Source organism: Rhizobium sp. BR 250, assembly GCF_047445855.1.
Taxonomy (GTDB): Bacteria; Pseudomonadota; Alphaproteobacteria; order Rhizobiales; family Rhizobiaceae; genus Agrobacterium; species Agrobacterium tumefaciens_I.
In genome coordinates this window covers 134,226-158,235 of sequence record NZ_JARWKW010000002.1, presented here as the reverse complement: position 1 = coordinate 158,235, position 24,010 = coordinate 134,226, and the positions used below count along the sequence as shown (strand labels likewise).

The 24,010-nt window shown below is 61.5% G+C and carries 21 protein-coding genes; 12 read left to right on the top strand and 9 right to left on the bottom strand.

All coding sequences use genetic code 11. From position 1 onward, the window contains the following. Positions 1-41: 41 nt before the first annotated feature. The 4 genes from QD336_RS03800 to QD336_RS03785 all read right to left on the bottom strand — a co-directional run bounded on the left by QD336_RS03800 (position 42) and on the right by QD336_RS03785 (position 4,144). Positions 42-1,055 carry an NAD(P)H-quinone oxidoreductase gene (locus QD336_RS03800; RefSeq protein ID WP_499169443.1) on the bottom strand — a complete coding sequence of 338 codons (1,014 nt, stop codon included), beginning with the start codon at positions 1,053-1,055 and terminating at the stop codon, positions 42-44. Positions 1,056-1,143: 88 nt separating this feature from the next. Then, complete coding sequence (locus QD336_RS03795; RefSeq protein WP_499169441.1) at positions 1,144-2,946, bottom strand: GGDEF domain-containing protein; 1,803 nt, start codon at positions 2,944-2,946, stop codon at positions 1,144-1,146. Positions 2,947-3,115: 169 nt separating this feature from the next. Next, positions 3,116-3,352, bottom strand: coding sequence for a ribbon-helix-helix domain-containing protein (locus tag QD336_RS03790; protein ID WP_269342376.1), 237 nt, complete (start codon positions 3,350-3,352; stop codon positions 3,116-3,118). A 243-nt stretch (positions 3,353-3,595) separates the two neighbouring features. Then, positions 3,596-4,144 (bottom strand): HdeD family acid-resistance protein, encoded by a 549-nt coding sequence (locus QD336_RS03785; protein ID WP_269342379.1) that lies wholly within the window; start codon positions 4,142-4,144, stop codon positions 3,596-3,598. A gap of 221 nt (positions 4,145-4,365) precedes the next feature. Between QD336_RS03785 and betI the strand changes: the two genes are divergently transcribed. The 3 genes from betI to betA all read left to right on the top strand — a co-directional run bounded on the left by betI (position 4,366) and on the right by betA (position 8,372). After that, entirely contained in the window at positions 4,366-4,986 is a 621-nt protein-coding gene (gene betI / locus QD336_RS03780; RefSeq protein WP_269342381.1) for a transcriptional regulator BetI, read from the top strand. A 12-nt stretch (positions 4,987-4,998) separates the two neighbouring features. After that, positions 4,999-6,492, top strand: a complete 1,494-nt coding sequence (betB, locus tag QD336_RS03775; RefSeq protein WP_499169439.1) for a betaine-aldehyde dehydrogenase — start codon at positions 4,999-5,001, stop codon at positions 6,490-6,492. Positions 6,493-6,722: 230 nt separating this feature from the next. After that, a complete protein-coding gene (betA, locus tag QD336_RS03770) occupies positions 6,723-8,372 on the top strand; it encodes a choline dehydrogenase (protein WP_499169438.1) in 1,650 nt (549 codons plus the stop codon). 13 nt (positions 8,373-8,385) lie between these two features. Here betA and QD336_RS03765 read toward each other — a convergent pair whose 3' ends face one another. Continuing rightward, positions 8,386-9,153: a DUF3750 domain-containing protein gene (locus QD336_RS03765; protein WP_499169437.1), complete on the bottom strand. Its 768-nt coding sequence runs from the start codon at positions 9,151-9,153 to the stop codon at positions 8,386-8,388. A 73-nt stretch (positions 9,154-9,226) separates the two neighbouring features. Here QD336_RS03765 and QD336_RS03760 point away from each other — a divergent pair, with 73 nt between their 5' ends. After that, a complete protein-coding gene (locus tag QD336_RS03760) occupies positions 9,227-10,225 on the top strand; it encodes an asparaginase (RefSeq protein WP_499169436.1) in 999 nt (332 codons plus the stop codon). Between the two features lie 139 nt (positions 10,226-10,364). Continuing rightward, positions 10,365-10,985: a glutathione S-transferase family protein gene (locus QD336_RS03755; RefSeq protein ID WP_269344405.1), complete on the top strand. Its 621-nt coding sequence runs from the start codon at positions 10,365-10,367 to the stop codon at positions 10,983-10,985. Between the two features lie 65 nt (positions 10,986-11,050). Here QD336_RS03755 and QD336_RS03750 read toward each other — a convergent pair whose 3' ends face one another. Together QD336_RS03750 and QD336_RS03745 are read right to left on the bottom strand one after the other, a co-directional pair. After that, positions 11,051-11,710: a glutathione S-transferase family protein gene (locus QD336_RS03750; protein WP_499169434.1), complete on the bottom strand. Its 660-nt coding sequence runs from the start codon at positions 11,708-11,710 to the stop codon at positions 11,051-11,053. An 82-nt stretch (positions 11,711-11,792) separates the two neighbouring features. Further along, positions 11,793-12,308 (bottom strand): MarR family winged helix-turn-helix transcriptional regulator, encoded by a 516-nt coding sequence (locus QD336_RS03745; RefSeq protein WP_499169432.1) that lies wholly within the window; start codon positions 12,306-12,308, stop codon positions 11,793-11,795. Positions 12,309-12,448: 140 nt separating this feature from the next. Here QD336_RS03745 and QD336_RS03740 point away from each other — a divergent pair, with 140 nt between their 5' ends. From QD336_RS03740 to QD336_RS03725, 4 genes are all read left to right on the top strand, one after another. After that, positions 12,449-13,978: an MDR family MFS transporter gene (locus QD336_RS03740; protein WP_269344399.1), complete on the top strand. Its 1,530-nt coding sequence runs from the start codon at positions 12,449-12,451 to the stop codon at positions 13,976-13,978. A 182-nt stretch (positions 13,979-14,160) separates the two neighbouring features. After that, positions 14,161-15,171 carry a ligase-associated DNA damage response exonuclease gene (locus tag QD336_RS03735; RefSeq protein ID WP_499169679.1) on the top strand — a complete coding sequence of 337 codons (1,011 nt, stop codon included), beginning with the start codon at positions 14,161-14,163 and terminating at the stop codon, positions 15,169-15,171. A 1-nt stretch (position 15,172) separates the two neighbouring features. Beyond that, positions 15,173-16,798 carry a cisplatin damage response ATP-dependent DNA ligase gene (locus tag QD336_RS03730; RefSeq protein ID WP_499169431.1) on the top strand — a complete coding sequence of 542 codons (1,626 nt, stop codon included), beginning with the start codon at positions 15,173-15,175 and terminating at the stop codon, positions 16,796-16,798. A 123-nt stretch (positions 16,799-16,921) separates the two neighbouring features. Then, the gene (locus tag QD336_RS03725; RefSeq protein WP_499169430.1) at positions 16,922-17,887 is read left to right on the top strand and encodes an alpha/beta hydrolase family protein; all 966 of its coding nucleotides are present in this window, start codon (positions 16,922-16,924) and stop codon (positions 17,885-17,887) included. A gap of 75 nt (positions 17,888-17,962) precedes the next feature. On the opposite strand, the gene QD336_RS03720 is transcribed toward QD336_RS03725, so the two are convergent. Next, positions 17,963-20,710: a heavy metal translocating P-type ATPase gene (locus tag QD336_RS03720; protein ID WP_499169428.1), complete on the bottom strand. Its 2,748-nt coding sequence runs from the start codon at positions 20,708-20,710 to the stop codon at positions 17,963-17,965. A 168-nt stretch (positions 20,711-20,878) separates the two neighbouring features. Between QD336_RS03720 and QD336_RS03715 the strand changes: the two genes are divergently transcribed. Then, positions 20,879-21,790 (top strand): L,D-transpeptidase, encoded by a 912-nt coding sequence (locus QD336_RS03715; protein WP_269344392.1) that lies wholly within the window; start codon positions 20,879-20,881, stop codon positions 21,788-21,790. Positions 21,791-21,945: 155 nt separating this feature from the next. Further along, complete coding sequence (locus QD336_RS03710) at positions 21,946-22,671, top strand: L,D-transpeptidase (RefSeq protein ID WP_003509381.1); 726 nt, start codon at positions 21,946-21,948, stop codon at positions 22,669-22,671. 194 nt (positions 22,672-22,865) lie between these two features. Here QD336_RS03710 and QD336_RS03705 read toward each other — a convergent pair whose 3' ends face one another. Next, positions 22,866-23,324 carry a MarR family winged helix-turn-helix transcriptional regulator gene (locus QD336_RS03705; protein ID WP_499169425.1) on the bottom strand — a complete coding sequence of 153 codons (459 nt, stop codon included), beginning with the start codon at positions 23,322-23,324 and terminating at the stop codon, positions 22,866-22,868. A gap of 192 nt (positions 23,325-23,516) precedes the next feature. On the opposite strand from QD336_RS03705, the gene QD336_RS03700 reads away from it, so the two are divergent. Continuing rightward, positions 23,517-23,939 carry an organic hydroperoxide resistance protein gene (locus QD336_RS03700; protein ID WP_003509379.1) on the top strand — a complete coding sequence of 141 codons (423 nt, stop codon included), beginning with the start codon at positions 23,517-23,519 and terminating at the stop codon, positions 23,937-23,939. Positions 23,940-24,010 lie beyond the last annotated feature (71 nt).

Sequence of the window (24,010 nt, the reverse complement as noted above, 5' to 3'; positions counted from 1 at the left end):
CTGACCTGTTGTCAATGAAAACAACGATCTCGTTCAATGTGTCACGACACCCGCATCACGATCTTGCCGATATGATTGCTGCTTTCCATCAGCCGGTGCGCTTCAACAACCTCGTCCAGCGTGAAGACCCGGTTGATGACCGGTGCGACCTGACCGTTTTCGATGAGCGGCCAGACCTGTTCGACGAGCTCATCGCGGATGGCGCGTTTCTCGTCTGCCGTGCGGGGACGCATGGTGGAGCCGGTGACGGTGAGGCGTTTGACCATGATTGGGGTGAGATTGACCTTCTCAGCCGTGGCACCGCCCAGAAAGGCGATGATGGAGAGGCAACCGTCCCTGGCGAGCGCCGCAAGGTTCTTTTCGAAATAGGTCGCGCCGATCATGTCGAGAACGACATCGACGCCCTTGCCGCCGGTTTCGGATTTCACGACGTCGGCGAAATCCTCCTCGCGGTAATTGATGGCGCGCTTGGCGCCGAGCTTTACGCAGGCCTCGCATTTTTCCGCCGAGCCCGCCGTGGCATAGACCTCCGCGCCAAAGGCTTTTGCGAGCTGGATGGCCGTCGTGCCGATGCCGCTGGTGCCACCGTGGATGAGCACGGTTTCGCCTTCGGTGAGGCCCGCCATCTGGAAGAGATTGGCCCAGACGGTGAAGAATGTTTCCGGTAGTGCTGCGGCCTTGACGGCGTCATAACCTTTGGGGAAGGGCAGGGCCTGTCCGGCGGGGACGGTGCAATATTGCGCATAACCGCCACCATTGGCGAGCGCGCAGACCCTGTCGCCCGGCCTGAATTCGGTAACGCCTTCTCCCAGCACCACCACTTCGCCGGCGATTTCCAGCCCGAGGATCGGGCTTGCACCCTTCGGCGGCGGATAGGTGCCCTGTCTCTGCGCGACATCGGGACGATTGACCCCCGCCGCCTCGACCTTCACCAGGATCTCGCCTTTGGCGGGTTTCGGCAAAGGCGCCTCGGAAAGCCGCATCACCTCCGGCCCGCCATGGGAGGGAAGGTCGATGAAGCGCATTGTTTCGGGCAGGGTCTTGGTGTCGGACATGGGCAGGGGCAACTCCTCGCTTGTCGGCGTCACCTGAAGATGTAGGTCAGATGTGCGCTTGAGGGAAGGAGGCCGTTTGTCGCGAGTGTCAATTTGCCTCGCCGAACACCCGCACGACGAGACCGCTTTCATTTTCCTTCGCGGCCGCCTTGACGCCGGCGATCTCGCTGCCGATACGCTCGGGATTGGCGATGATCAGCCCCTTCGGCAAGGTGAGGACGCCGATGGAGCAGCGCAGCAGCGCAAAGTCCCGCTCGTTGCCATGGCGATCCTGGCCCTTCATGCATCCGGCGGCGCGGTCTTCGTCCGAATAGAGTTCGGCGACATCGTCGTGAAAATCGCTGAGCAACCGCTCGAGAATTTCCATCAGCTCCTCCACCGTCCAGTCCCGCACGCCGATGAAGAAATCATCGCCGCCAATATGGCCGAGGAAACAATCGCCCGCGAAAAAGTAACGGCGCATCAGCGCCGAGAACAGGGTGATGGCGTGGTCGCCGGCGTTGAAGCCGTATTTGTCGTTGAAGGGTTTGAAATTATCGAAGTCGCAATAGCAGAAGAAGCGCGTCTCGTCGCCGTCGCTGCAACGGTCGGCAATAAAGCCGCCAATCGCGCGGTTGCCGGGCAGCGCCGTCAGCGGGTTCTGGTCCTGCGCCATCTTCAGCTGTTTTTCGTTGATGACCTTGATGAGCGAAGCGGCCGAGACGATGCCGGCATAACGCATGTTCTCGGTGAGGATGATGCAGGCGCTGCCGCCCATGCTGGCGAACATGTTCATCAGCTGGTCGGCATCGGCATCGAGGCCGACGATCGGCGCGGGGTCGACGAAATGCGATATGGTGCGCTCATAGATCTTGTTCTTGAGCAGGTCGCGGCCGAAGGGGCGGTAGATATATTCTTTCAGGTGATATTCGTTGATGACGCCGCGCGGTTCGCCATTGGCGTTGAGAACCGGAAAAAACGCCTGCTGCGGATTTCTGCGGAACAGTTCGAAGACACTGTCGACACTGTCATGCTCGAAGACGGTGGGGAGGCGCTCTATCTCCCGGCGGATCAGGATTTCGTCCAGCGTCTGGCTGCTGCGCCGCGCAACGCCGATGCGGTTGAGATGCGGGAAGCTTTCCGGGAGCTCGCTGGTGAAGATCGTCGGCTTGGCGATCAGCCAGCCCTGCACCAGATCGACGCCGAATTCGCGGCAGGTCAGAAATTCCGCTTCCGTTTCGATGCCTTCGGCAATGACCCGCACGCCGAGAACATGGGCGATGTTGACGATGTTACGGACAAGATGCTGCTTGCGCGGCAGATGGTCGACACCGGTGATGAAATGCCGGTCGATCTTCAGGTAATCCAGCGGAAAATCGCAGAGCAGCTTCATCTCGCCATGGCCAACGCCGAAATCGTCGATCGCCAGCTTGAAGCCTTCCTTGCGCATGCGGGCAATCAGCGCCGTGAATTCCGGCACGCTGGTATTGTCGAACCGTTCGGAAAGCTCGAAGCAGATGGAGGAGGCAGGAATGCCGGCACGCGCCAGATGACCGACCAGCTTGTCGAGGATGGCATCACCATGCGGGATCAATCGTACATCGAGATTGAGGAACAGGGTGGCGGAGGAGAAATCAGGCAGGGTGGAGAATTTCGCCAGCGCGCGGCTCGCCAGCATCTGCTCGAAGGCCTTTAATTCGCCATCCACGGCAGCCTGGTCGAGAAGGGCCAGCGGATTGGAAAATCCAAGCCGGTCATGGCCGCGCATCAACGATTCATAGCCGAAAATCGTGCCTGTCGTCGCCTCGACAATCGGCTGGAACGCCGTCTCAAGCACCAGCTTCGCCATGGGAAACATATGCCCGGAGGCAAAACGTCTGACGACATCGTTCTCCAGCGTGACGGCCTGCATTTCTGTTCTCCGCTATTGCCGATCCCCAGCTTGGCTAACGTAAGGGGAGCCTGTCTCTTTTGAGGCGAACAATCGCAGATTACAGGTCAACAAAAGCTTTCACGACTGTGAAGCTTTCATGAACGTTTTGTTACAACCCCACGAACCCATGGGGTTGTTGCGCCGGGCCTCATGCCCGGCGGATATGTCCGGTGTGCGCGGCGTAAAGTTCCGCCACATTCATGCGTTCCCGGTCCGCTTCCACAGGTTCCGTGGACTTTACGCCGACGCCGTGCTCGGCGGAGGCCGCCCATAGTCTCAGCGCTGCCCTGACGACCTCGCTGCCGGACGCGTAAGCGCCGCAATTCACGGCCTCGCGCATTCTTGCTGCCTGTTCCGGGGAAATCGATACTGTCACCATTGGCATGATATCACTCCCTTCTTTTGATGGCCGCCACGCGAAACCCGATAGATGCCCGCTTATGCGGGCGGGGCGAGGGCGGTCTTTCTGGGCGGTCGTTTTTTTAAGTTTTCGTCTGGACGCCGCCTCCAGCGAAATTGGTATCACTGCTTATCTTACCACGAAACGCGTTCCATACCCAATTTGCAGTATATTGGGGTTTAGTTTTTCCCCGTTCGGCGTGGTTCCGATACGGCGTTGCACATGCCTTTATGAACGCATTGCCAGCGCCAGCGTCACCATCGCGAAGCCCTGCATGATGAGGTCTATCGCGAGAAACAGGCCAAGCACCCAGAGGCTGTTGACCGGCCAGCCGGCGGCAATCACCAGACCCGCAAGCGTCGTCACCGCGCCGGCCGTGGCGACCCAGCCCCAGCCCGTCGCCGGTTTCAGCCTGAAGCCGACAACGAGGCGGAAAATGCCGGCGACAATCAGCGAGATCGCCATCAGCAGGGTCAGCACGGCGGCCGTCAGATCGGGGTTCTGGAAGGCGATGACGCCGGCAATGGCATAAAGCAGGCCGCTCAGCGTCCAGAACAGCGCGCTTTCCCATCCCTTCACCTGAAAGGCATGAAAAAGCTGCAGCACGCCGCCAGTCAGCATCATGACGCCGATATAAAAGACGGAGGCAACGGTGGCGATGAAGAGATTGCCAAGCGCGATGACGCCAAAGGCCAGAAGAACGAGGCCGAGGGCCAGCAACCAGCCCCACTTTGCTTTCAGCGGTGAAAATCCGGATGCATTGAGACTCTGCGTCATGTCGCTGTCTCCATGAATGGGTCGGGTAAAGCTATCACGATTGCACCGTAGCGCAATGTGCATGCCGAATATTTGATCCAGATCATGAGCCCAAGGGGGCGATAAACCGCCTCTATCCTTCACCCCGTTTCACGCCAGCCGATCCGCGACATGAAATGGCGTATTTTTTATTGATTGATCGATCAATCAAGAATATTTTGCCTGCCGTCAAGGAGACACTTATGCCCAAGATCGGAATGGAGCCTTTGCGCCGCAAGGCGCTTGTGGATGCGGCTTTGCGCACCATAGGCCACCATGGTTCGCTGAATGTGACAATGTCGGATATTGCCCGGGAAGCGGGCGTGTCGGCGGCGCTGGCGCATCATTATTTCGGCAGCAAGCAGCAGCTGCTTCTGGAAACCATCCGCAGCCTGCTACGTGACTTGCGGCGTGATGCGGTTGCGGCGCTGACCCGCGCTTCCGGCCCGCGCGAAAGACTGAGCGCCATCGTGCATGTCTCTTTCCAGAGCGACCAGTTCACGCCCGAAACGGTGGCGGCATGGCTTGCCTTTTACGTCGAGGCGCAGCGCTCGGAAGAAACCCGCCGCCTGCTCGTGCTTTATTCCCGCCGCCTGCGCTCCAATCTCATGGCCAGCCTCAACCGGCTTTGCCCGCCCGATGATGCCGCGCGGATCGCCGAAGGTGCGGCGGCGCTGATAGACGGGCTTTACATTCGCCACAGCCTGCGTTCCGCCCCGCTCGGCCTCGCTTCCGCGCCGGTGCTCGTCGAGGATTATTTCGACATGCAGCTCAAATCTTTTCCCGATGGACAGCGCCCGAAGCCGTCCGTCCGCGTTCTTTAAGGAGACTTCGACATGACCATCGCGGCAACTGGCGACAGGGGGCTCAAGGCCCAGCCGAAAGCCTCGCATTTCATCGACGGCGATTATGTCGAGGATAATACCGGCACGCCGTTCGAAAGCATCTTCCCGGCCACCGGCGAGGTGATTGCAAGGCTGCATGCGGCAACGCCTGCCATCGTCGAGCGCGCCATCGCCTCGGCCAAACGCGCCCAGAAGGAATGGGCGGCGATGAGCCCCATGGCGCGCGGCCGCATCCTCAAGCGCGCCGCCGATATCATGCGCGAGCGCAATGATGCGCTTTCGACGCTCGAGACGCTGGATACCGGCAAGCCAATTCAGGAAACCATCATCGCCGATCCCACCTCCGGTGCCGATGCCTTCGAATTCTTCGGCGGCATCGCCCCTTCCGCGCTGAACGGTGATTACATCCCCCTCGGCGGCGATTTCGCCTATACCAAGCGCGTGCCGCTCGGCGTCTGCGTCGGTATCGGCGCCTGGAACTATCCGCAGCAGATCGCCTGCTGGAAGGCGGCGCCGGCCCTCGTTGCCGGCAATGCCATGGTCTTCAAGCCCTCGGAGAATACCCCCCTCGGCGCGCTGAAGATCGCCGAAATCCTCATTGAGGCCGGCCTGCCGAAGGGCCTCTTCAACGTCATCCAGGGTGACCGCGATACTGGCCCGCTGCTGGTCAACCATCCCGATGTCGCCAAGGTTTCTCTCACGGGTTCAGTGCCGACCGGCCGCAAGGTGGCGGCTGCCGCTGCCGGGCATCTGAAACATGTGACCATGGAACTCGGCGGCAAGTCGCCGATGATCGTTTTTGATGATGCCGATATCGAAAGTGCCGTCGGCGGTGCCATGCTCGGCAACTTCTATTCCTCCGGTCAGGTCTGCTCCAATGGCACGCGTGTCTTCGTGCAGAAAAAGGCGAAGGACCGTTTCCTCGAAAACCTGAAGCGCCGCACCGAGGCAATGATCCTCGGCGATCCGCTCGATTACGCCACCCATCTCGGTCCGCTGGTCTCCAAGGCCCAGCAGGAAAAGGTTCTTGCCTATATCGAAAAGGGCAAGGCGGAAGGCGCGACGCTCGTCACCGGCGGCGGCATTCCCAACAATGTTTCGGGTGAGGGTGCCTATGTGCAGCCGACCGTTTTTGCGGATGTAACCGACGATATGACCATCGCCCGCGAGGAAATCTTCGGGCCGGTCATGTGCGTGCTGGATTTCGACGATGAGGACGAGGTTCTCGCGCGCGCCAATGCCACCGAATTCGGGCTGGCCGGCGGTGTCTTCACCGCCGATCTCGCCCGCGCCCACCGCGTCGTGGATCGGCTGGAGGCGGGTACGCTGTGGATCAATACCTATAACCTCTGCCCGGTGGAAATCCCCTTCGGCGGCTCCAAGCAATCCGGTTTTGGCCGGGAGAATTCAGCGGCGGCGCTGGAGCATTATAGCGAGCTGAAGACGGTTTATGTGAGCACGGGGAAGGTGGACGCGCCTTATTGATGGTTGTTGGGTGGGGCTTACCCCCCTCTGCCCTGCCGGGCATCTCCCCCTCAAGGGGGGGAGATCGATATGCGGCGAGGGTCGCGCCCATCTCAAGGTCAGAGAATGAAGTGGCGGTAGCGCCTCTTGCCGATCTCCCCCCTTGAGGGGGAGATGCCCGGCAGGGCAGAGGGGGGTAGCCCACCCGCCGACAGTCAATCGGAACAACCGCTCATCGGAGAGCACAAATCATGCAAGCAGATTACGTCATCGTCGGTTCGGGTTCCGCGGGCTCCGCCATCGCTTATCGCCTGTCGGAAGACGGTCGTTATTCTGTCATCGTCATCGAGGCTGGCGGTTCCGATTTCGGCCCCTTCATCCAGATGCCGGCGGCACTTGCCTGGCCGATGAGCATGAAGCGCTACAATTGGGGTTATCTTTCCGAGCCTGAGCCCAATCTCCACAACCGCCGCATCACCGCCCCGCGCGGCAAGGTCATCGGCGGCTCGTCCTCCATCAACGGCCTCGTTTATGTGCGCGGCCATGCCGAGGATTTCAATCGCTGGGAGGAGCTTGGCGCGCATGGCTGGGCCTATGCGGATGTGCTGCCTTATTTCAAGCGCATGGAGCATAGCCATGGCGGCGAAGAGGGCTGGCGCGGCACGGATGGGCCGCTGCATGTGCAGCGCGGGCCGGTCAACAATCCGTTGTTTCACGCCTTCATTCAGGCGGGCGCGCAGGCCGGTTTCGAACTGACGGATGACTATAACGGCTCCAAGCAGGAGGGTTTCGGCCTGATGGAGCAGACCATCCACCATGGCCGTCGCTGGTCTGCCGCCAATGCCTATCTGAAACCCGCACTGAAACGCGGCAACGTCACGCTGGTCAGCGGTTTTGCCCGCAGGATCGTCATCGAGAATGGCCGTGCCGTGGGCGTCGAGATCGAGCGTAAGGGCGTGGTGGAAACCATCAAGGCCGGTCGCGAGGTTATTGTTTCCGCCTCCTCCTTCAATTCGCCGAAACTGCTGATGCTCTCGGGCATCGGGCCTGCCGCCCATCTGCAAAAAATGGGTATCGAGGTGAAGGCGGATCGCCCCGGCGTGGGTGCAAATCTTCAGGACCATATGGAGTTTTATTTCCAGCAGGTCTCCACCAAGCCGGTCTCGCTCTATTCATGGCTGCCCTGGTTCTGGCAGGGCGTGGCGGGCGCGCAATGGCTGCTGTCGAAAGGCGGGCTCGGCGCCTCCAACCAGTTCGAGGCCTGCGCCTTCCTGCGCTCCGCACCCGGCCTGAAACAGCCGGACATCCAGTATCATTTCCTGCCGGTCGCCATATCCTATGACGGCAAAGCCGCCGCGAAAAGCCATGGTTTTCAGGTGCATGTCGGTTACAACCTGTCGAAATCGCGCGGCAACGTCACGCTTCGCTCCGCCGATCCGAAGGACGATCCGGTTATCCGCTTTAACTATATGAGCCATCTGGAAGACTGGGAGAAATTCCGCCATTGCGTGCGCCTGACCCGTGAAATCTTCAGCCAGAAGGCCTTTGACGATTTTCGTGGCCCGGAAATCCAGCCGGGTGAAAAGGTGGAAACGGACGAGCAGATCGACGCCTTTTTGCGGGAGCATCTGGAAAGCGCCTATCACCCCTGCGGCACCTGCCGCATGGGTGATCGAAACGATCCGCTGGCCGTTGTCGACCCCGAATGCCGGGTGATCGGCGTCGAAGGATTGAGGGTTGCTGACAGCTCGATCTTCCCGCATGTGACCTATGGCAACCTCAACGGCCCGTCGATCATGACGGGCGAAAAGGCGGCGGATCACATCCTCGGCAAAACCCCGTTGCCGCGCTCCAATCAGGAGCCGTGGGTGAACCCGCGCGCGGCCGTCAGCGATCGATGAGGATCAGTGGTAGTCATCCTCGCGCTGGTGGCGGTTCGGGGCTGTCGATGCCGAAATAACCGAGCCCCGGTATCTTCACGCCGGGCCGGATGAAATCGATGCCCGCGACCAGACCGAGGAAATTGATCTCGAAGCCGCTGCGCGCGCCTGCCGAAATGCCGAACAGCCCGCCGAGCGACAGGCTCGCATCCTTCCAGTCATCGGCGATGTGGTAAAAGGCGCCGTTGGGCAGATAATCGCGGCCCACCGCATCGGGCGGCAGCACCGCGCCCAGTTCCGGCACGCTGCGCAGCACATGCGCAACGAAGGTGCTGGAGTTGGGGCCGGGATAGATGCGGTAGCCGCCCGGTTGCCCGTAGGGATAATCGGCAATGGCTTTCTCGATTTTCGGAATGAGCCTTTCCGCTTCCGCGCCGTGAATGGCCACGACCTCGCGCGGCATGTTGGAATACCAGTAGGCGTCCGCGGCATAGCCGTTGCGGCGGATCGGCATGCCCCAGCCCACCTTGTCATAACGGTCATAAGCTTTCGCACCCGGCTTTTTCAGCACGATCCAGGCATGGCTGGCGACGGAGCCCTTGAAGCCGCCGGTCATGGCGGAAAAGACGTAAACCGCCGCCTGACCATCGGCGCTGGCTGCCGGCAAAGTGCCGGACGAGGACCAGCGGGCGTCACGCCAGCCCTGCGGATGTTCCCGCATGGCCCACAGACCGGCCGACGCCAGTGCGGGAAGCAAATAGACAACGGCAATCGCCAGTAGCAGACGTTTTGCAAATTTCACGAACAGCCCCGTGCATCGAAAAATCAATTGCGGTATCAACGGCATAAAATCAGAATTTTTTGAGGCTGCGAAAATGAACAATTCCGTTACCGTCGAAGTCACCCGTGGCAATCTCGTTGAAAGTCGCCATCAGGGCCTTGCGGTGGTGGTGGATGGTGATGGCGGCGTGCTGTTTTCGGCGGGCGATATCGAACGCGGCGTTTTCCCGCGTTCCGCCTGCAAGGCCATGCAGGCACTGCCGCTGGTGGAAAGTGGCGCGGCGGATGCCTATGGTTTCGGCAACCGCGAACTGGCGCTTGCCTGCTCCTCCCATTCCGGCGAGGACGCGCATGTGGAACTCGCCGCCGCCATGCTTGCAAAAGCCGGCCGCAATGTAGAGACGCTGGAATGCGGCGCGCATTGGTCTTCCGACCAGAAGACCATTATTCGTCAGGCCCGCACGCTGGAAAAGCCGACGGCGCTTCACAATAATTGCTCCGGCAAACATTCCGGCTTCATCTGCGCCTGCTGCCACACGGGCACCGACCCCAAGGGTTACGTCGGTTTCGACCATCCCCTTCAGAGGCAGATTCGCGCCACCATGGCAAGCCTGATGGGGGCGGCGCTCGGCCACGACAATTGCGGCGTGGATGGTTGCTCCATTCCCACTTATGCCGTGCCGCTCAAGGGGCTGGCGCATGGTTTTGCCAGGATGGCGACGGGCAGGGGCCTTGAAGCGGGCCGCGCCACAGCTTCGCGCCGTCTCATCGAGGCCTGCATGGCCGAGCCCTTTTACGTGGCGGGCACCGGCCGCACCTGCACCAGGCTGATGGAGATCGCGCCGGGCAAGATTTTTGCCAAGACCGGCGCGGAAGGCGTCTTCGTGGCCGCCCTGCCGGAAAAGGGCATCGCGATGGCGGTGAAATGCGAAGACGGAACGGCGCGTGCGGCAGAAGCGATGGTTTCGGCACTGCTCGCCCGGTATTTCGATGAAGGCAGCGCCGAGCAGCAGGCGCTGAGCGGCATGGCCAACCGGCAGATGCGCAACTGGAACGGCATCCATGTCGGCGATATCCGCGTCGTCGGCGCTTAAATAACCTTTGACGCGGCCGGTTGCCGGCACGATGATGGCTTGCCCCTGCGCGTCATGGCTGCCTCAAGGCCGCCAGCGAGGGCCGGCGTCCGCGTGAGGAACAGGCGGGCGCCCTCATTGCTTTGGAGGTTGCATATCCATGTTCACACTGTTTTTCTCCCCCGGTTCCTGCTCCCGCGCCAGCCATATCGTGCTTGAGGAATCCGGCCTGCCTTACAAGGCCCAGCGCGTCAATTTCGCGGAGGGCGAGCAACGCTCCGAGGCATTCCTGAAGATCAATCCGAAAGGCCGCGTGCCGGCACTGGCCACAGCGAGTGGGGTGCTGACGGAGACGCCCGCCATCCTGGCCTTCATCGCCCAGATGGCGCCGGAGAAGAAGCTCGCGCCACTCGACGATCCCTTCGAATTCGCGCTGATGCAATCCTTCAACGCCTTCATCTCCTCCACCGTGCATGTCGCCCATGCCCATGGCCGTCGCGGCAGCCGCTGGGCGAATGAGGACAGCTCGCTTGCGGATATGAAGGCCAAGGTGCCGCAAAATATGGGGGATTGTTTCGAACTGATCGAGCACGGCATGCTGCACGGCCCCTGGGTTCTGGGCACGGCCTATTCGGTGGCCGATCCATATCTCTTCGTCATGTCCGGCTGGCTGGAAAGCGATGGCGTGGACATTGCCCGTTTTCCCAAGGTGCACGACCATTTCCGCCGCATGAACGACCGCCCGGCGGTGCAGCGGGCGTTGGCAGGGGAGAGGGGCTGAAAGGCTCAGTATTTCCGTCATGCCGGATCAGGTCCGGCATGACGAAAGGAAAGGGGGCTTGACGATCAAGCCGCCTCGGCGGTCCGGCTGTCCCACATGGATTTGAACGCCGTGCGCGCCTGGCAGCGGGTGAGCCAGGCTTTCAGCGCCGGATGCGCATCGAACAGCGACGTGTGACCCTGCGCGTAACGAACGATTTCCGCGGCATTGAGGTCGGCCACGGTGAAGCGGTCTCCCACCAGATAATCATGGGTAGCGAGATGCTGCTCCAGCACCCGGAAGGGGCGCTTCAGCAGGCGCCCGGCGACATCGATCACCGCCTTGCCGGCATCGCTTTCCGACAGGCCTTCGGCGATGGCGGAGGAAATCTTCAGCGAATTGGTCTCGATTTCGGTGGCGGCGAAGAAAGACCATTGCAGCATCGCCGCATCTTCCTTCAGGTCGACCGGGGCGAGCGGCCCGCCATATTTGCGGGCGAGATAGAGATTGATGGCCATGGATTCGTAAAGCACCATGCCGTCATCCTCGATGCAGGGAATGGTGCCCATCGGGTTGATGGCGAGAAAGGCGGGAGACAGCGTGTTGAGCGGCGCATCGGCTGCCAGCGGGTCGGCAAGGCGGCGGGCCTGGATGACCGGCACATGCTTGAATTCTATGCCCAGTTCTCCCGCCAGCCACAGCGTGCGCGTGGCGCGGGAACGGTAAACACCGTAAATCGTCAACATCGACATTACCCCTTCAACCTGTTCAATGCCGGCACGTTACGGTCTCGTCGTTTTAAAGTGAAGTTGCAGATCGCCGGGTCACTCATGATTTTTTCTGATCCGTGAAGACGTCCGTATCCGGCGAGAGCCGGCATTCGAAACGGTCGATGAACCGTTCGAACAGGCGGGCGAATGTCTCCACATCCTCCGCCGGCCAGCCATCCATCACGTCCTCGATGACGCTCATCTTGGTTCGGCGCATTTCCTGCAGCAGGCTGGTGCCGAGCGGCGTGATCTCGACGATGCTGCGGCGGCCATCCTCCTGGGAAACGCCACGTTTCAGCAACCCGCGCCCCACCATATCAGCCACCACCCGGCTACCGCGCGAAGGGTCGATGCGCATGCCCTCGGCAATCGCACCAACGGTGACATCGCCTTCCGCACGGCGCAGAATGTCGAGCACGTCGATATGGGAGAGTTCAAGACCAGGAGCGATCTTGGCAAGCGCCATGCGGCCGATGATGCGGCGGCCGATCATGATGCGCATGCGCGTCATCGTATTGCCGATCCGCTTGATGTCGTCGGGCAAATCCTCGTTCCAGTCTTCCTCAGTCGCCACGCTTCGCCGTTCCTTTCCTGTCAGTCGGTGATCACATTTAGCGTCATTAGCACAGATGTCAAAAACTTGCCATTGACATATATGTGCTGATAGCACACAAATTGCCGCAGCAAAATCGCCGGAACTCAACGAGATTTTTCATGGATATGTCCACCGCCCCCGTGGCGCCGCTTGTGTCGGATCACCGGCGCAGGCTCATCGTCTTTCTGTTTCTGATGCTGGCCATGTTCATGGCCACGCTCGACAACCAGATCGTCTCGACAGCGCTTCCCACCATCGTCGGTGAATTCGGCGCGCTGGAGCGCTTCGGCTGGATCGGCTCGGCCTATCTTCTGGCGACCAGCGCGGTCATGCCGGTCTATGGCAAGCTCGGTGATCTGTTCGGCCGCAAATATGTGATGATCGCGGCGGTCGTCATCTTCACGCTCGGTTCGCTCGCCTGCGGTCTCGCCTGGTCGATGGATTCGCTGATTGCGGCCCGTGTCCTGCAGGGGCTGGGCGGCGGCGGCATCATGGTGTCGATTTTCTCCGTTAATGCGGATCTGTTCGAACCGCGTGAACGCGCCCGTTACCAGAGCTATTCCAGCCTCACCATCATGGCATCCGGCAGCGTCGGACCCATCCTCGGCGGCACGATGAGCGATCTCTTCGGCTGGCGCTCGATCTTTCTCATCAACCTGCCACTCGGGCTCATCGTCATCACCGGCCTTGCGCTGTTGCTGCCCTATCGCCGGCCGGCCCGTCAGCCGAAGATCGATTATCTCGGCGCAGTCCTTCTCGCAGCCACCATTGCCAGCGTGGTGTTCTGGGCCGATAGCAGCGAATTGTTCGGCTCGCTGATCGCCGGCCCCAGCCTCGGCATCATCGCCTTCGCCGTCATTGCCGCCTTCCTGTGGGTGCAGGTGGAGCGCCGCGCGCCGGAACCGGTCGTGCCGCTCAGGCTCTTCAAGGACAGCACCTTTCCGCTGTTGATGATCGTCTCGCTGACGAGCGGCGGTATCGGCATCGGCATGGTCAATTATTACGCCCTGTTCCTGCAGACCACGACCGGGCTTTCTCCCTCCCACGCCGGCCTGTTCTTCATCGCCGTCACCGGTGGCATCGTCATGGGCTCGCTTTCGGCGGGACGGCTGATCTCGATTACCGGCGTCTACAAGCCCTTCTCGGTGGCCGGCCTCACCATCAATGTCATCGCCATGCTGGCCTTCACGCAGATGCATGCCGGAACGCCGCTTTGGCTGATCGCGGTACTGATGCTGGCGCAGGGTTTCGCCGTTGGCCTCGGCCAGCAGGCGCCGATCATCGGTGTGCAGAATTCCGCTCCCAAGGCGGATATCGGTGCGGCGAGCGGCGCGGTGACCCTGACCCGCATGGGTGGCGCTGCCATTGCCATCTCGGTCTATGGCGCCATCGTGTCGTCGAGCCTGAAAGGTGTCGCGGTCGATATTCCCGGCGTCGGCAAGATCGAGGAACTGACACCGAAAATGCTCGCCGAACTGCCCGCCGCCTCCCAGGCCGCCGTCGCCTCGCTTTATTCGGATGCCTTCACGCCGCTGTTCTTCGCCGCTGCCGCAACCGCCGCCATCGGCCTTGCTGCTGCGCTGATGCTGAAACCGGTGCGCCTGCCGGCGGCGGTTGAGGCGAAGCCGGCGGAAGCGGCGGGGGAGTAGCGCGGCGGCAAACGTTGTCACCTTTGTTTCTCGCTGAGACCTCTCCTCCGTCATACCGGCTCAAGGCCGGAATGACGGAATCTCTCCAAAAAACAAAAACACGTTCACTGGAAATATAAGGCCCGTTCCGCGTTAACATCGAAAATCTCTCGATTCGCGCGGGCGGCCTTATCTCAATGAATATGAAGCCGGAACAGCTTTTGAATTCCACGCCGAAGGGCCTTTATTGCCCGGCGGGTGACTTTTACATCGATCCCGTGCGCCCCGTGGCGCGGGCGCTCATCACCCATGGCCATTCGGATCACGCCCGCGCCGGCCATGGTGCGGTGCTGGCCACGCGCCAGACGCTCGATATCATGCGCATTCGGTATGGCGAGGATTTCTGCGGCAGCGAGCAGGCGGTTGCCTTCGGCGAGACGGTGGTGGTGAATGGCGTCACCGTCGGTTTCCATCCGGCCGGCCATGTCCTGGGCTCCGCACAGATTTCCGTTGAAATGAACGGCCTGCGCATTGTTGCCTCCGGCGATTACAAGCGCGGCATCGACCCCACCTGCACGCCTTTCGAGACAGTGCCCTGCGATGTCTTCATCACCGAGGCCACCTTCGGCCTGCCGGTGTTTCACCATCCGCTGCCGCGTTTGGAAATCGGCAAGCTGCTCACCTCCATCCGGCAGTTTCCCGAGCGCACCCATCTGGTCGGAGCCTATTCGCTCGGAAAGGCGCAGCGCGTCATCCGGCTTTTGCGCGACAATGGTTATGCCGACCCAATCTACATCCACGGCGCGCTGGCGCGGCTTTGCGATTATTATGTTTCGCAGGGTATCGATCTCGGCGATCTCAGGCCCGCGACGCTTGAGAAAAGCGATCCTGCCGATTTCAGGGGCGCCATCGTCATCGGCCCGCCTTCGGCCTTTCAGGAGCGCTGGGCGCGGCGTTTCAACGAACCGCTGATCGCCTTTGCCTCCGGCTGGATGATGGTGCGGCAGCGCGCCATGCAGGGTGGCGTGGAACTGCCGCTGGTGATCTCCGACCATTGCGACTGGCCGGAACTCCTGGAAACCATCAGGGAAATCGGCCCGCAGGCCGTCTGGGTGACGCATGGCCGCGAAGAGGCGCTGGTGCGCTGGTGCGAATTGCAGGGCATTGCCGCCAAGCCGCTGCATCTCGTGGGTTACGAGGATGAGGGGGATTGAGATGAAAGCCTTCGCCACGCTTCTCGACCGCCTCGTTCTCACCCCATCCCGCAATGGCAAGCTGAAGCTGCTGACTGATTATTTCCGCGATACGCCCGATCCCGACCGGGGTTATGGGCTGGCGGCGATTGCCGGCACGCTGGACCTGAAGAGCGTCAAGCCGGCCCTGTTGCGCGAGCTGGTGCTGGAGCGCATGGATGAGGTGCTGTTCCGTTATTCCTATGATTATGTCGGCGATCTGGCCGAGACCATCTCGCTGGTCTGGGGCAATATCGGCGGCGCGGATGACGCCGAGGCACAGGATCCGCGCCTTGGCGAGGTAGTAACGCTGATGAATTCGCTCGGCCGCACCGAGGTGCGCGGTGCGGTGCGCGATCTGCTCGACCGGCTGGATACGTCCTCGCGTTTCGCCTTCCTCAAACTCGCCACCGGCAGCCTGCGCATCGGCGTTTCGGCAAGGCTGGCGCGGCAGGCGCTGGCGGATTTTGCCGGCAAGGACATCACCGAAATCGAAACCCTCTGGCACGGCCTGACGCCGCCCTATCGGTCTCTCTTTGCCTGGCTGGAGGGCAAGTCGGACCGACCGGTGCTGGCGACGCCCGCCATCTTCCATTCGGTGATGCTGGCGACGCCGGTGGCGGAAGGCGATCTTGATGCGCTCGACCCCGCCGATTATGCGGCGGAGTGGAAATGGGACGGCATTCGCGTGCAATTGTCCCGCTCAGGCGCCACGCGCAAACTTTATTCCCGCTCCGGCGACGATATTTCCGGTGCCTTTCCCGATGTTCTGGAAGCGATCGATTTCGAAGGCGTGATGGATGGCGAATTGCTGATCGGCGGCACTGCGCGCTCCAACAATCTCACCCGCACCTTCTCGGATTTGCAGCAGCGGTTGAACCGCAAGACGGTGACGGCAAAGATGCTGGACGACTATCCGGCCTTCATTCGCGCCTATGACCTGCTGTTCGATGGCGAGAGCGACATTCGCGCGCAGAACTACCTGCAACGCCGCGGCCGGTTATCGGATATCATCGAGCACGCCCCGCATGATCGCTTCGACCTCTCGCCGCTGATCGGCTTTTCCAGCTGGGCCGAGCTCGACGCGCTGCGCGCCGCCCCGCCCGATCCGGTGATCGAGGGGGTGATGATCAAGCGCCGTGACAGCACCTATCAGGCCGGGCGCGCCAAGGGACCGTGGTTCAAGTGGAAACGCGATCCCTACAATATCGATGCGGTGATGATGTATGCGCAGCGCGGCCATGGCAAAAGATCGAGCTATTATTCCGATTTCACCTTCGGTGTATGGGCGGAAGGTGAGGATGGCGAACAGCTCGTGCCTGTGGGCAAGGCCTATTTCGGTTTCACCGATGCGGAGCTCGAAGTGCTGGACAAATTCGTGCGCGACAATACGGTCGAGCGTTTTGGCCCGGTGCGGGCGGTGCGCGCCACGCCGGATTTCGGTTTCGTGCTGGAAGTGGCCTTTGAAGGTATCAACCGCTCCAACCGCCACAAATCCGGCGTCGCCATGCGGTTTCCGCGCATTGCGAGGTTGCGCGCCGACAAGCTGCCGGCCGAGGCGGACCGGCTCTCGACGCTGGTGGCGCTGATCGACGGCGCGGAAGGGTAGGGTGGCCGTCCAGAAATTGCCATGAAGGCTGCGAATACATTGTTGTCCTTCGCGAATCCGTGATTGGACAGCCTCCCGCCGCAGTGCTGAACTGCAACCACAATCATCCCGTCAGGTGCACCCATGGTAGAAAAGCGCTTTCTTTCCTCAGCCTTCGGACAGGAAGAGAGCGGCATGATTTCCCCGAGCCTGACGCGGCGCAGCCTGCTGGCCGGCGCCATGGGCCTGTCTGCGGCCGCGCTTCTGCCGCCGGGTGCAAAAGCCTCCATTGCCGCGCCGGAGGTTCTGCCGCTGGAACGGCAGGATTATGCGGAGGCGCGGCGGCATTTTCACACCCATCTGTTGCGCAAGATGGCCGCGCCAGAAAAATCCTCAGCGCTCGGCACGCCGCCCGGTGCGGATCGTGTCACCTATCCCGGCGGGCCGGATGGCTCCATCGAGCTCGTGGCCTGGCTTTCCCGCTACCAGCCTTCCAAAACGCCAAGACCGGCGGTGCTTTTCCTTCACGGCGGCAATGCCACGGGGGATGGCCATTGGGCGATGATGAAACCCTATTGGGAAGCGGGCTTTGTCGTGCTCCTGCCATCCTTCCGGGGCGAGAACGGCCAGAACGGCAATTATTCCGGTTTCTACGATGAGACGGCGGATGCGCTGGCGGCTGCGACCTATCTGGAAAGCCTGCCCGGCATCGACAGGAATCGATTCTTCATCGCCGGCCATTCCAACGGCGGCACCCTGACGCTTCTGGCCGCCATGAGCCGCAAATTCCGCGCCGCCACGCCCATCTCCGCCGGCGTCAACTCATGGCGTTATTTCAATCGCTATACCGAAGAGATCTGTTTCGACGAAACCGACGAGCGCGAATTCATCATGCGCTCCTCCGTCTGTTTCGGCCCCAGCCTCAAATGTCCGGCGCTGCTTTTGCGCGGCACGGAGGAGCGGCCTTTCGACGCTGATCACCAGCTTTTCGTGGATCGCGCCCTGACATCCGGGTTCAAGGTCGACAAAAAACTGCTGCCCGGCACGCATAATGGCGTTGTTCCGGGCGCGGTGGCGGAAAGCATCCGCTTTTTCAATCAATTCATTTAAGAAGTTTCGTAGTCGACCTCATCCCCGGTGGGACCGGGGACGAGGTGACGGAGTTTTCATGCCTTTCGGCAACCGTCAGGCGCTCTTCTTGAAATAACCGAGCAGCCGCATGGCATTGGCGGTTACCAGAACCGTGGCACCCGTGTCGGCGAAGACGGCGAGCCACAGGCCGGAAACGCCGGTGACGGTCGTGACCAGGAACACCGCCTTCAGGCCGAGCGCGATCGTCACGTTCTGGCGGATGTTGCTCATGGTGGCGCGCGACAGGCCGATGAGGCGGGCGGCATCGCCGACATTGTTGCGCATCAGCGCCGCATCCGCCGCTTCCATCGCCACGTCGGTGCCCGAGCCGATGGCGACGCCGACGCTGGCCGCCGCAAGGGCCGGCGCGTCGTTGATGCCGTCGCCCACCATCACCACGGTCTTCTTTTCGGCGAGCTTGCGGATTTCCTCGACCTTGTTCTGCGGCAGCAATTCGCCGCGCGCCTCAAGACCCAGCTTGTTGCCGATTGCCTTCGCCGTGCGGGCATTGTCACCCGACAGCATCAGCGAGGAAATACCCATATCCTTCAGCGCCTTGATGCCTTCGGCCGCATCCTTGCGCGGCTCGTCGCGCATGGCGAAGAGGCCGCTTGCCGCACCCTCGGCTATGACAACGGCCACGGTCTTGCCTTCGCTTTCCAGCTTGGCGATGCGATCGGACAGGTCCTTCGAAACGTTGCCGACTTCGGTGGCGAAGCGCGGTGCGCCGATGAAGAGGCGCTTGCCGCCGACATTGCCCTGCATGCCGCGTCCGGAAATCGCCTTGATCTCGGAGCCGGGCAGGGGCTTCACGCCCAGCTTTTCGGCGTGGTTGACGATGGCCCGTGCCAGCGGATGGCTCGATTCATGTTCGATGGTCGCGGCCTGCGCAATCAGCTCGGCCTCGTTGCCGTCAAGCGCCACCACGTCAGTCACCACGGGTTCGCCGAGTGTCAGCGTGCCGGTCTTGTCAAAGGCGACGGTTTCGGTGCGTGCCAGCATCTCGATGACCGCGCCACCCTTCACCAGCATGCCGTGGCGTGCCGCAGCCGAAAGGCTGGAGGCGATGGCCGCGGGAACCGAGATGACCAGTGCGCAGGGGCAACCGATCAGGAGCAGGGCGAGACCGCGATAAATCCAGGTATCCCAGTCCCCAAGGCCGGCGAGCGGCGGCACGATGATCGTCAGCACCGAGATCGCCACGATCAGCGGCATGTAATAACGCGAGAAGCTCTGGATGAAGCGTTCCGTCGGGGCGCGGGCATCCTGGGCTTCTTCGACAAGCGTGATGATGCGGGCAATGGTGTTGTCTTCCGGCGCGCGGTCGACACGGATGCGCAACGAGCCGTCATGGTTGATCGACCCGGCAAAGACGCGAGCGCCCTTTTCCTTGGCAACGGGAATGCTTTCACCGGTCATCGGCGATTCATCGACGCTGGACTGACCTTCCATGACGACGCCATCGGCGGCGATGCGGTCGCCGGGGCGTGCCACGACCACCTGGCCGATGCGCACCTGATCGGCGGCGATCTGCCGAAGCGAGCCGTTTTCCTCCACCAGCGCCGTTTTCGGCAGCAGCGAACCGAGCGTCTTGATGCCGGAGCGTGCGCGGGCGGCCGCGAAACCTTCCAGCAATTCGCCGACGGAGAACAGCAGCACGACGATGGCCGCCTCTTCCGCCTCACCGATGATGATCGCGCCGATGGCGGCAATCGTCATCAGCATCTCGATGGTGAAGACCGCGCCGAAACGGGCGGCGTTGAAGGCATTCCTCGCGATCGGGAAAAGCGTGACCAGCGTGGCGACGATGAAGGCATAACCACCCCAGGCCGGGAAGGTCAGTTCCGCCGCATAGGCAATGGCGACCAGAATGGTGCCGGTGAAGGTGTTGCGCGCCTTTGCGGTGCGCCACCATGCGCCTTTTTCATCCGCGCCATGGGCATGGCCTATCTCGGCGCTCTGGCTTGCGGCGGCAGGTGTAGCAGCGTGTGAGTGGCCCGCATGGTCGTGGCCGGAATGATCGTGGCCTGAATGATCATGGCCGGCGTGATCGTGGTCATGCCCCTTGCAGGACTGGTGATCGTGTCCCGAATGGTCATGCGCCGCGTGGTCGTGCCCTGAATGGTCATGGTCTGAATGATCATGCCCGGAATGGTCATGATCGTGGTGATGGCCGCCGCATGTCGCGTGGTCATGCTCGTGATTCTGCTCCGGCGCCTTTTCGCGCGTGGCCTTTTCCTGCGGCAGCAGAGCGGGTTTGAAGCCGAGCTTGCGCAGCGTGTCTTCGATCTTTTCGACCGGGGTTTTGTTTTCGGCCAACGAGAGGTTCAGCCTTTCGCGGGCCACGGATACCTTGACGTCGCCAACGCCGGGCAGGCGGGAAAGCGCGGTTTCGATCTTCGCCGCGCAGCTGCCGCAATCCATGCCGCCCACCGAAAACGTCAGCGCATTGTTCTTGTCGGCAGCCGTTTCGGCCTCGTCATGGTGGTGGCCGCCGCAGGTGGAATGATCGTGGTGATCGGCCTCCACCTTGGCCTGGGGAGCTTTGTCGCGCGGCAGGAGGGCGGGTTTGAAGCCGAGCTTGCGCAGCGTATCCTCGATCTTTTCGACCGAGGTTTTCTGTTCGGCGACGGAGAGGTTCAGCCTTTCGCGAGCGACCGACACCTTGACGTCTGCAACGCCGGGCAGGCGGGAAAGCGCGGTTTCGATCTTCGCCGCACAGCTGCCGCAATCCATGCCACCGACCGTGAAGGTCAACTCCTCCGATGTCCCATTCAAACTGCCACGTGTCGAAATATTCATGGTTCTCGCTCCTGAATTCCAGTAGACAGCCAATCTGGCACCTCTAGCAACTAGAGCTTCAAGAGGAAAAATGCGGTTTTCCGATTTTTTTTGAAAAACCCGACGCCAGCTTCGCGCCAGCCGCGCGGTTCATCATGCCGGCAGATTGGATTCCATGAAGCGGTTCAGATGATAGCACTCCTTTTGAAAAACGGTCGCCGGGCGGCCTCTCTGGTGGGCCTTGCGGTTCTGCCGCTCCTGAGCGGCTGCCTTTTCGTGACGGATACGACCCGGATGGACCCGGATGTCTTCGTCAGGGAAACGGCGCCGGTCTTCAATTTTAACTCCGTCAGCTCCAATCGCCAGCCGGAACTGCCGCCGCAGCCGGGCCAGCTTTCGACACGCCCGCCGGATCTGTTCAGAACGCGCTTCCATCAGGAGTACGGCCCGCCGGTGCGCGGGCAGGGGCTGCAAGCCCCGCAGGTGCAGGGGTCTAACAACGCATCGCAGCCGCAGGGTCAGACGATGGCCTATGGCCTGCCTGTCTCCAACCCGCTGCACCGGGTCATGTATGGCCCGATCCGCGACGAGGACCGCTCGTTGCCGGCCATTCCCTATGGCCGTATCGATCCGCGTTATCTCAGGCAGGAAGTCAGCTACCAGACGGCGGAGGCGCCGGGCACCATCGTGGTCGATACCAGGCAGCATTTTCTCTATCTCGTGCAGTCCGGCGGCAAGGCGATCCGTTACGGCGTCGGGCTCGGGCGTGATGGTTATGCCTGGTCGGGCCGCGGCAAGATCCAGTGGAAGGCGAAATGGCCGCGCTGGACGCCGCCCGATGAAATGGTCAAGCGCCAGCCGGAACTCGCCTCCATCTCCGCCGCCAATGGCGGCATGACGCCGGGTCTCAACAACCCGCTCGGGGCGCGTGCGCTTTATATTTTCAAGGATGGCAAAGACACGCTTTACCGCGTCCACGGCACGCCGGACTGGCAGTCCGTTGGCAAGGCGACGTCCTCCGGCTGCGTGCGCATGCTCAATCAGGATGTGATCGATCTCTACGAACGGGTGCCGCAGGGCGCGCAGATTGTGGTTATCTGACCACGTTCTAAAAGAAAGAGATGCGGGCGCGGTTCCGCCAGCGCCTTGTGACTCGCTTTTAGCGGTCGGTTAACTATTTTCGCAATACGCATGACACGGAACAAATGACGTACAACGGCGATCTAGCCGTTCGAAATGTGGGACAAACCGGCCTTATGACAAGCACCGACACAGATCTTTCCAGACGCACCTTCCTTTCCCTCCTCGGCCTCTCTTCCGCTTCGCTTCTCGCAGGCTGTGCCTCCTCGGGCACGGGAGACGCCATCCGCCAGCAGGCAAGCGCCATCGGCAGCGATTTCCGGCAGATGTTCTCGCCGGGCGTCAGTGATGCGGAACTGGCCGTCATGTACGGTTCGGTTGAAGATGGCGGTTACGTCATTCCCGCTGTGCCCTACCAGAAAATCGACCGCCGTTATTACCGCCAGCGGGTTGTCGACCCGACCGGCGAGCGCCCCGGCACCGTTGTCGTCGATACGCGCTCGCGCTTCCTTTACGTCGTGGAGCAGGGCGGCAGCGCCATGCGTTACGGCGTCGGCATCGGCCGCGATGGTTTCGCCTGGTCGGGCGAGGGTGTCATCCAGTGGCGTCAGAAATGGCCGAAGTGGACCCCGCCGGACGAAATGGTCGCCCGCCAGCCGGAACTGGTCAAATATTCCTCCAAGAACGGCGGCATGCCGCCGGGCCTGAAGAACCCGCTCGGCGCCCGCGCGCTCTATATCTTCCAGAACGGCAAGGACACGCTTTACCGCCTGCACGGCTCGCCGGAATGGAACTCCATCGGCAAGGCCGTCTCCTCCGGCTGCGTGCGCCTGATGAACCAGGACGTCATCGACCTCTACGACCGCGTGCCGCAGAAGGCGCGTGTGGTGGTGTGGCAGTAAGCCGAAAATTCTTCGCATAAAAGGCGGCCTCCGGCCGCCTTTCGTTTATGGGGCCTGCCCCACATACTCGGCGTCATCCTCGGGCTCGCCCCGGGGATCTAGTCGCGTCGTATTTAATCAATGCGTTGCAGATGCTCGGGACAGGCCCGAGCATGACGGACGAGAGCTTCTAGCCCTTGTGGTTTGCCGGAGGATTACGGCCTGGAGAGGCCTTCCTTCAGCGCATTCACCTGATCGCGCAGCTGCGCCAGTTCTTCCAGCCCGCAGCCGGTGGCGCCGCCGATTGCGGTCATGATCTTCACACCCTCTTTCTTGAGGTCGGCACCCTTTGGGGTCAGCGCCACCAGCACCTGCCGCTCGTCCACCGTGCCGCGCTTGCGGGTGATCAGACCGGCATGTTCGAGCCTCTTGAGAAGAGGGGAAAGCGTGCCCGAATCGAGACCCAGCATTTCGCCGAGCGCCTTGACGGTGGAAGTCTCCTTTTCCCACAGCGCCATCATGACGAGATATTGCGGATAGGTGAGCCCGATCGGGTCCAGCAGCGGTTTATAGGCGCGGGTAAAGGCATGCGCCGCGCCGTAAAGGGCAAAACATATCTGCTGGTCCAGCCTCAACAGGCTTTCCATTGTCTTCTCGTTGCCCTCTGCGCCCATTGTCCTGCTCCAAAATCAACCGGGAAGGGAACAATCAGCCCCCGCTTTCGGTTCCTGCCGCATGGATGCGCGGCGAAATTTCGTGAAAATTATCGCAAAAAACAATTTCGCATTCAACGTACAAAATTATATTGCGCACAATTGAATTGTTCGCTATAAGAACGTCAACACCAACCCGAAGGAGTAAATGCCATGCCCATTCTCTACACGACCAAAGCATCCGCCACCGGTGGCCGCGCTGGCAACGCCAAGTCGGAAGACGGCGTTCTCGACGTAACGCTCACCGTTCCGAAGGAACTGGGCGGCGATGGCGCCCGTGGCACCAATCCGGAACAGCTTTTCGCGGCCGGTTATTCCGCCTGCTTCCTCGGCGCGCTGAAATTTGTCGCCGGCAAGGAAAAGGTAAAGATTCCTGAAGACACCACTGTGACGGCAACCGTCGGCATCGGCCCGCGCGAAGACGGCGGCGGCTTCGGCATTGAAGTCTCGCTGAAGGCCAATATTCCGGGCGTTGAGCGCGAAGTCGCCGAAAAGCTGGTTGCTGCCGCACACATCGTCTGCCCCTATAGCCACGCCATGCGCACCTCCACGGAAGTGCCGGTCTCGGTGGCCTGATAAAGCGGCTACGCACTGGATTGTCACTCTTGGGGCCGGGTTCATCCCGGCCTTCTTGTTTACAGAAAGAA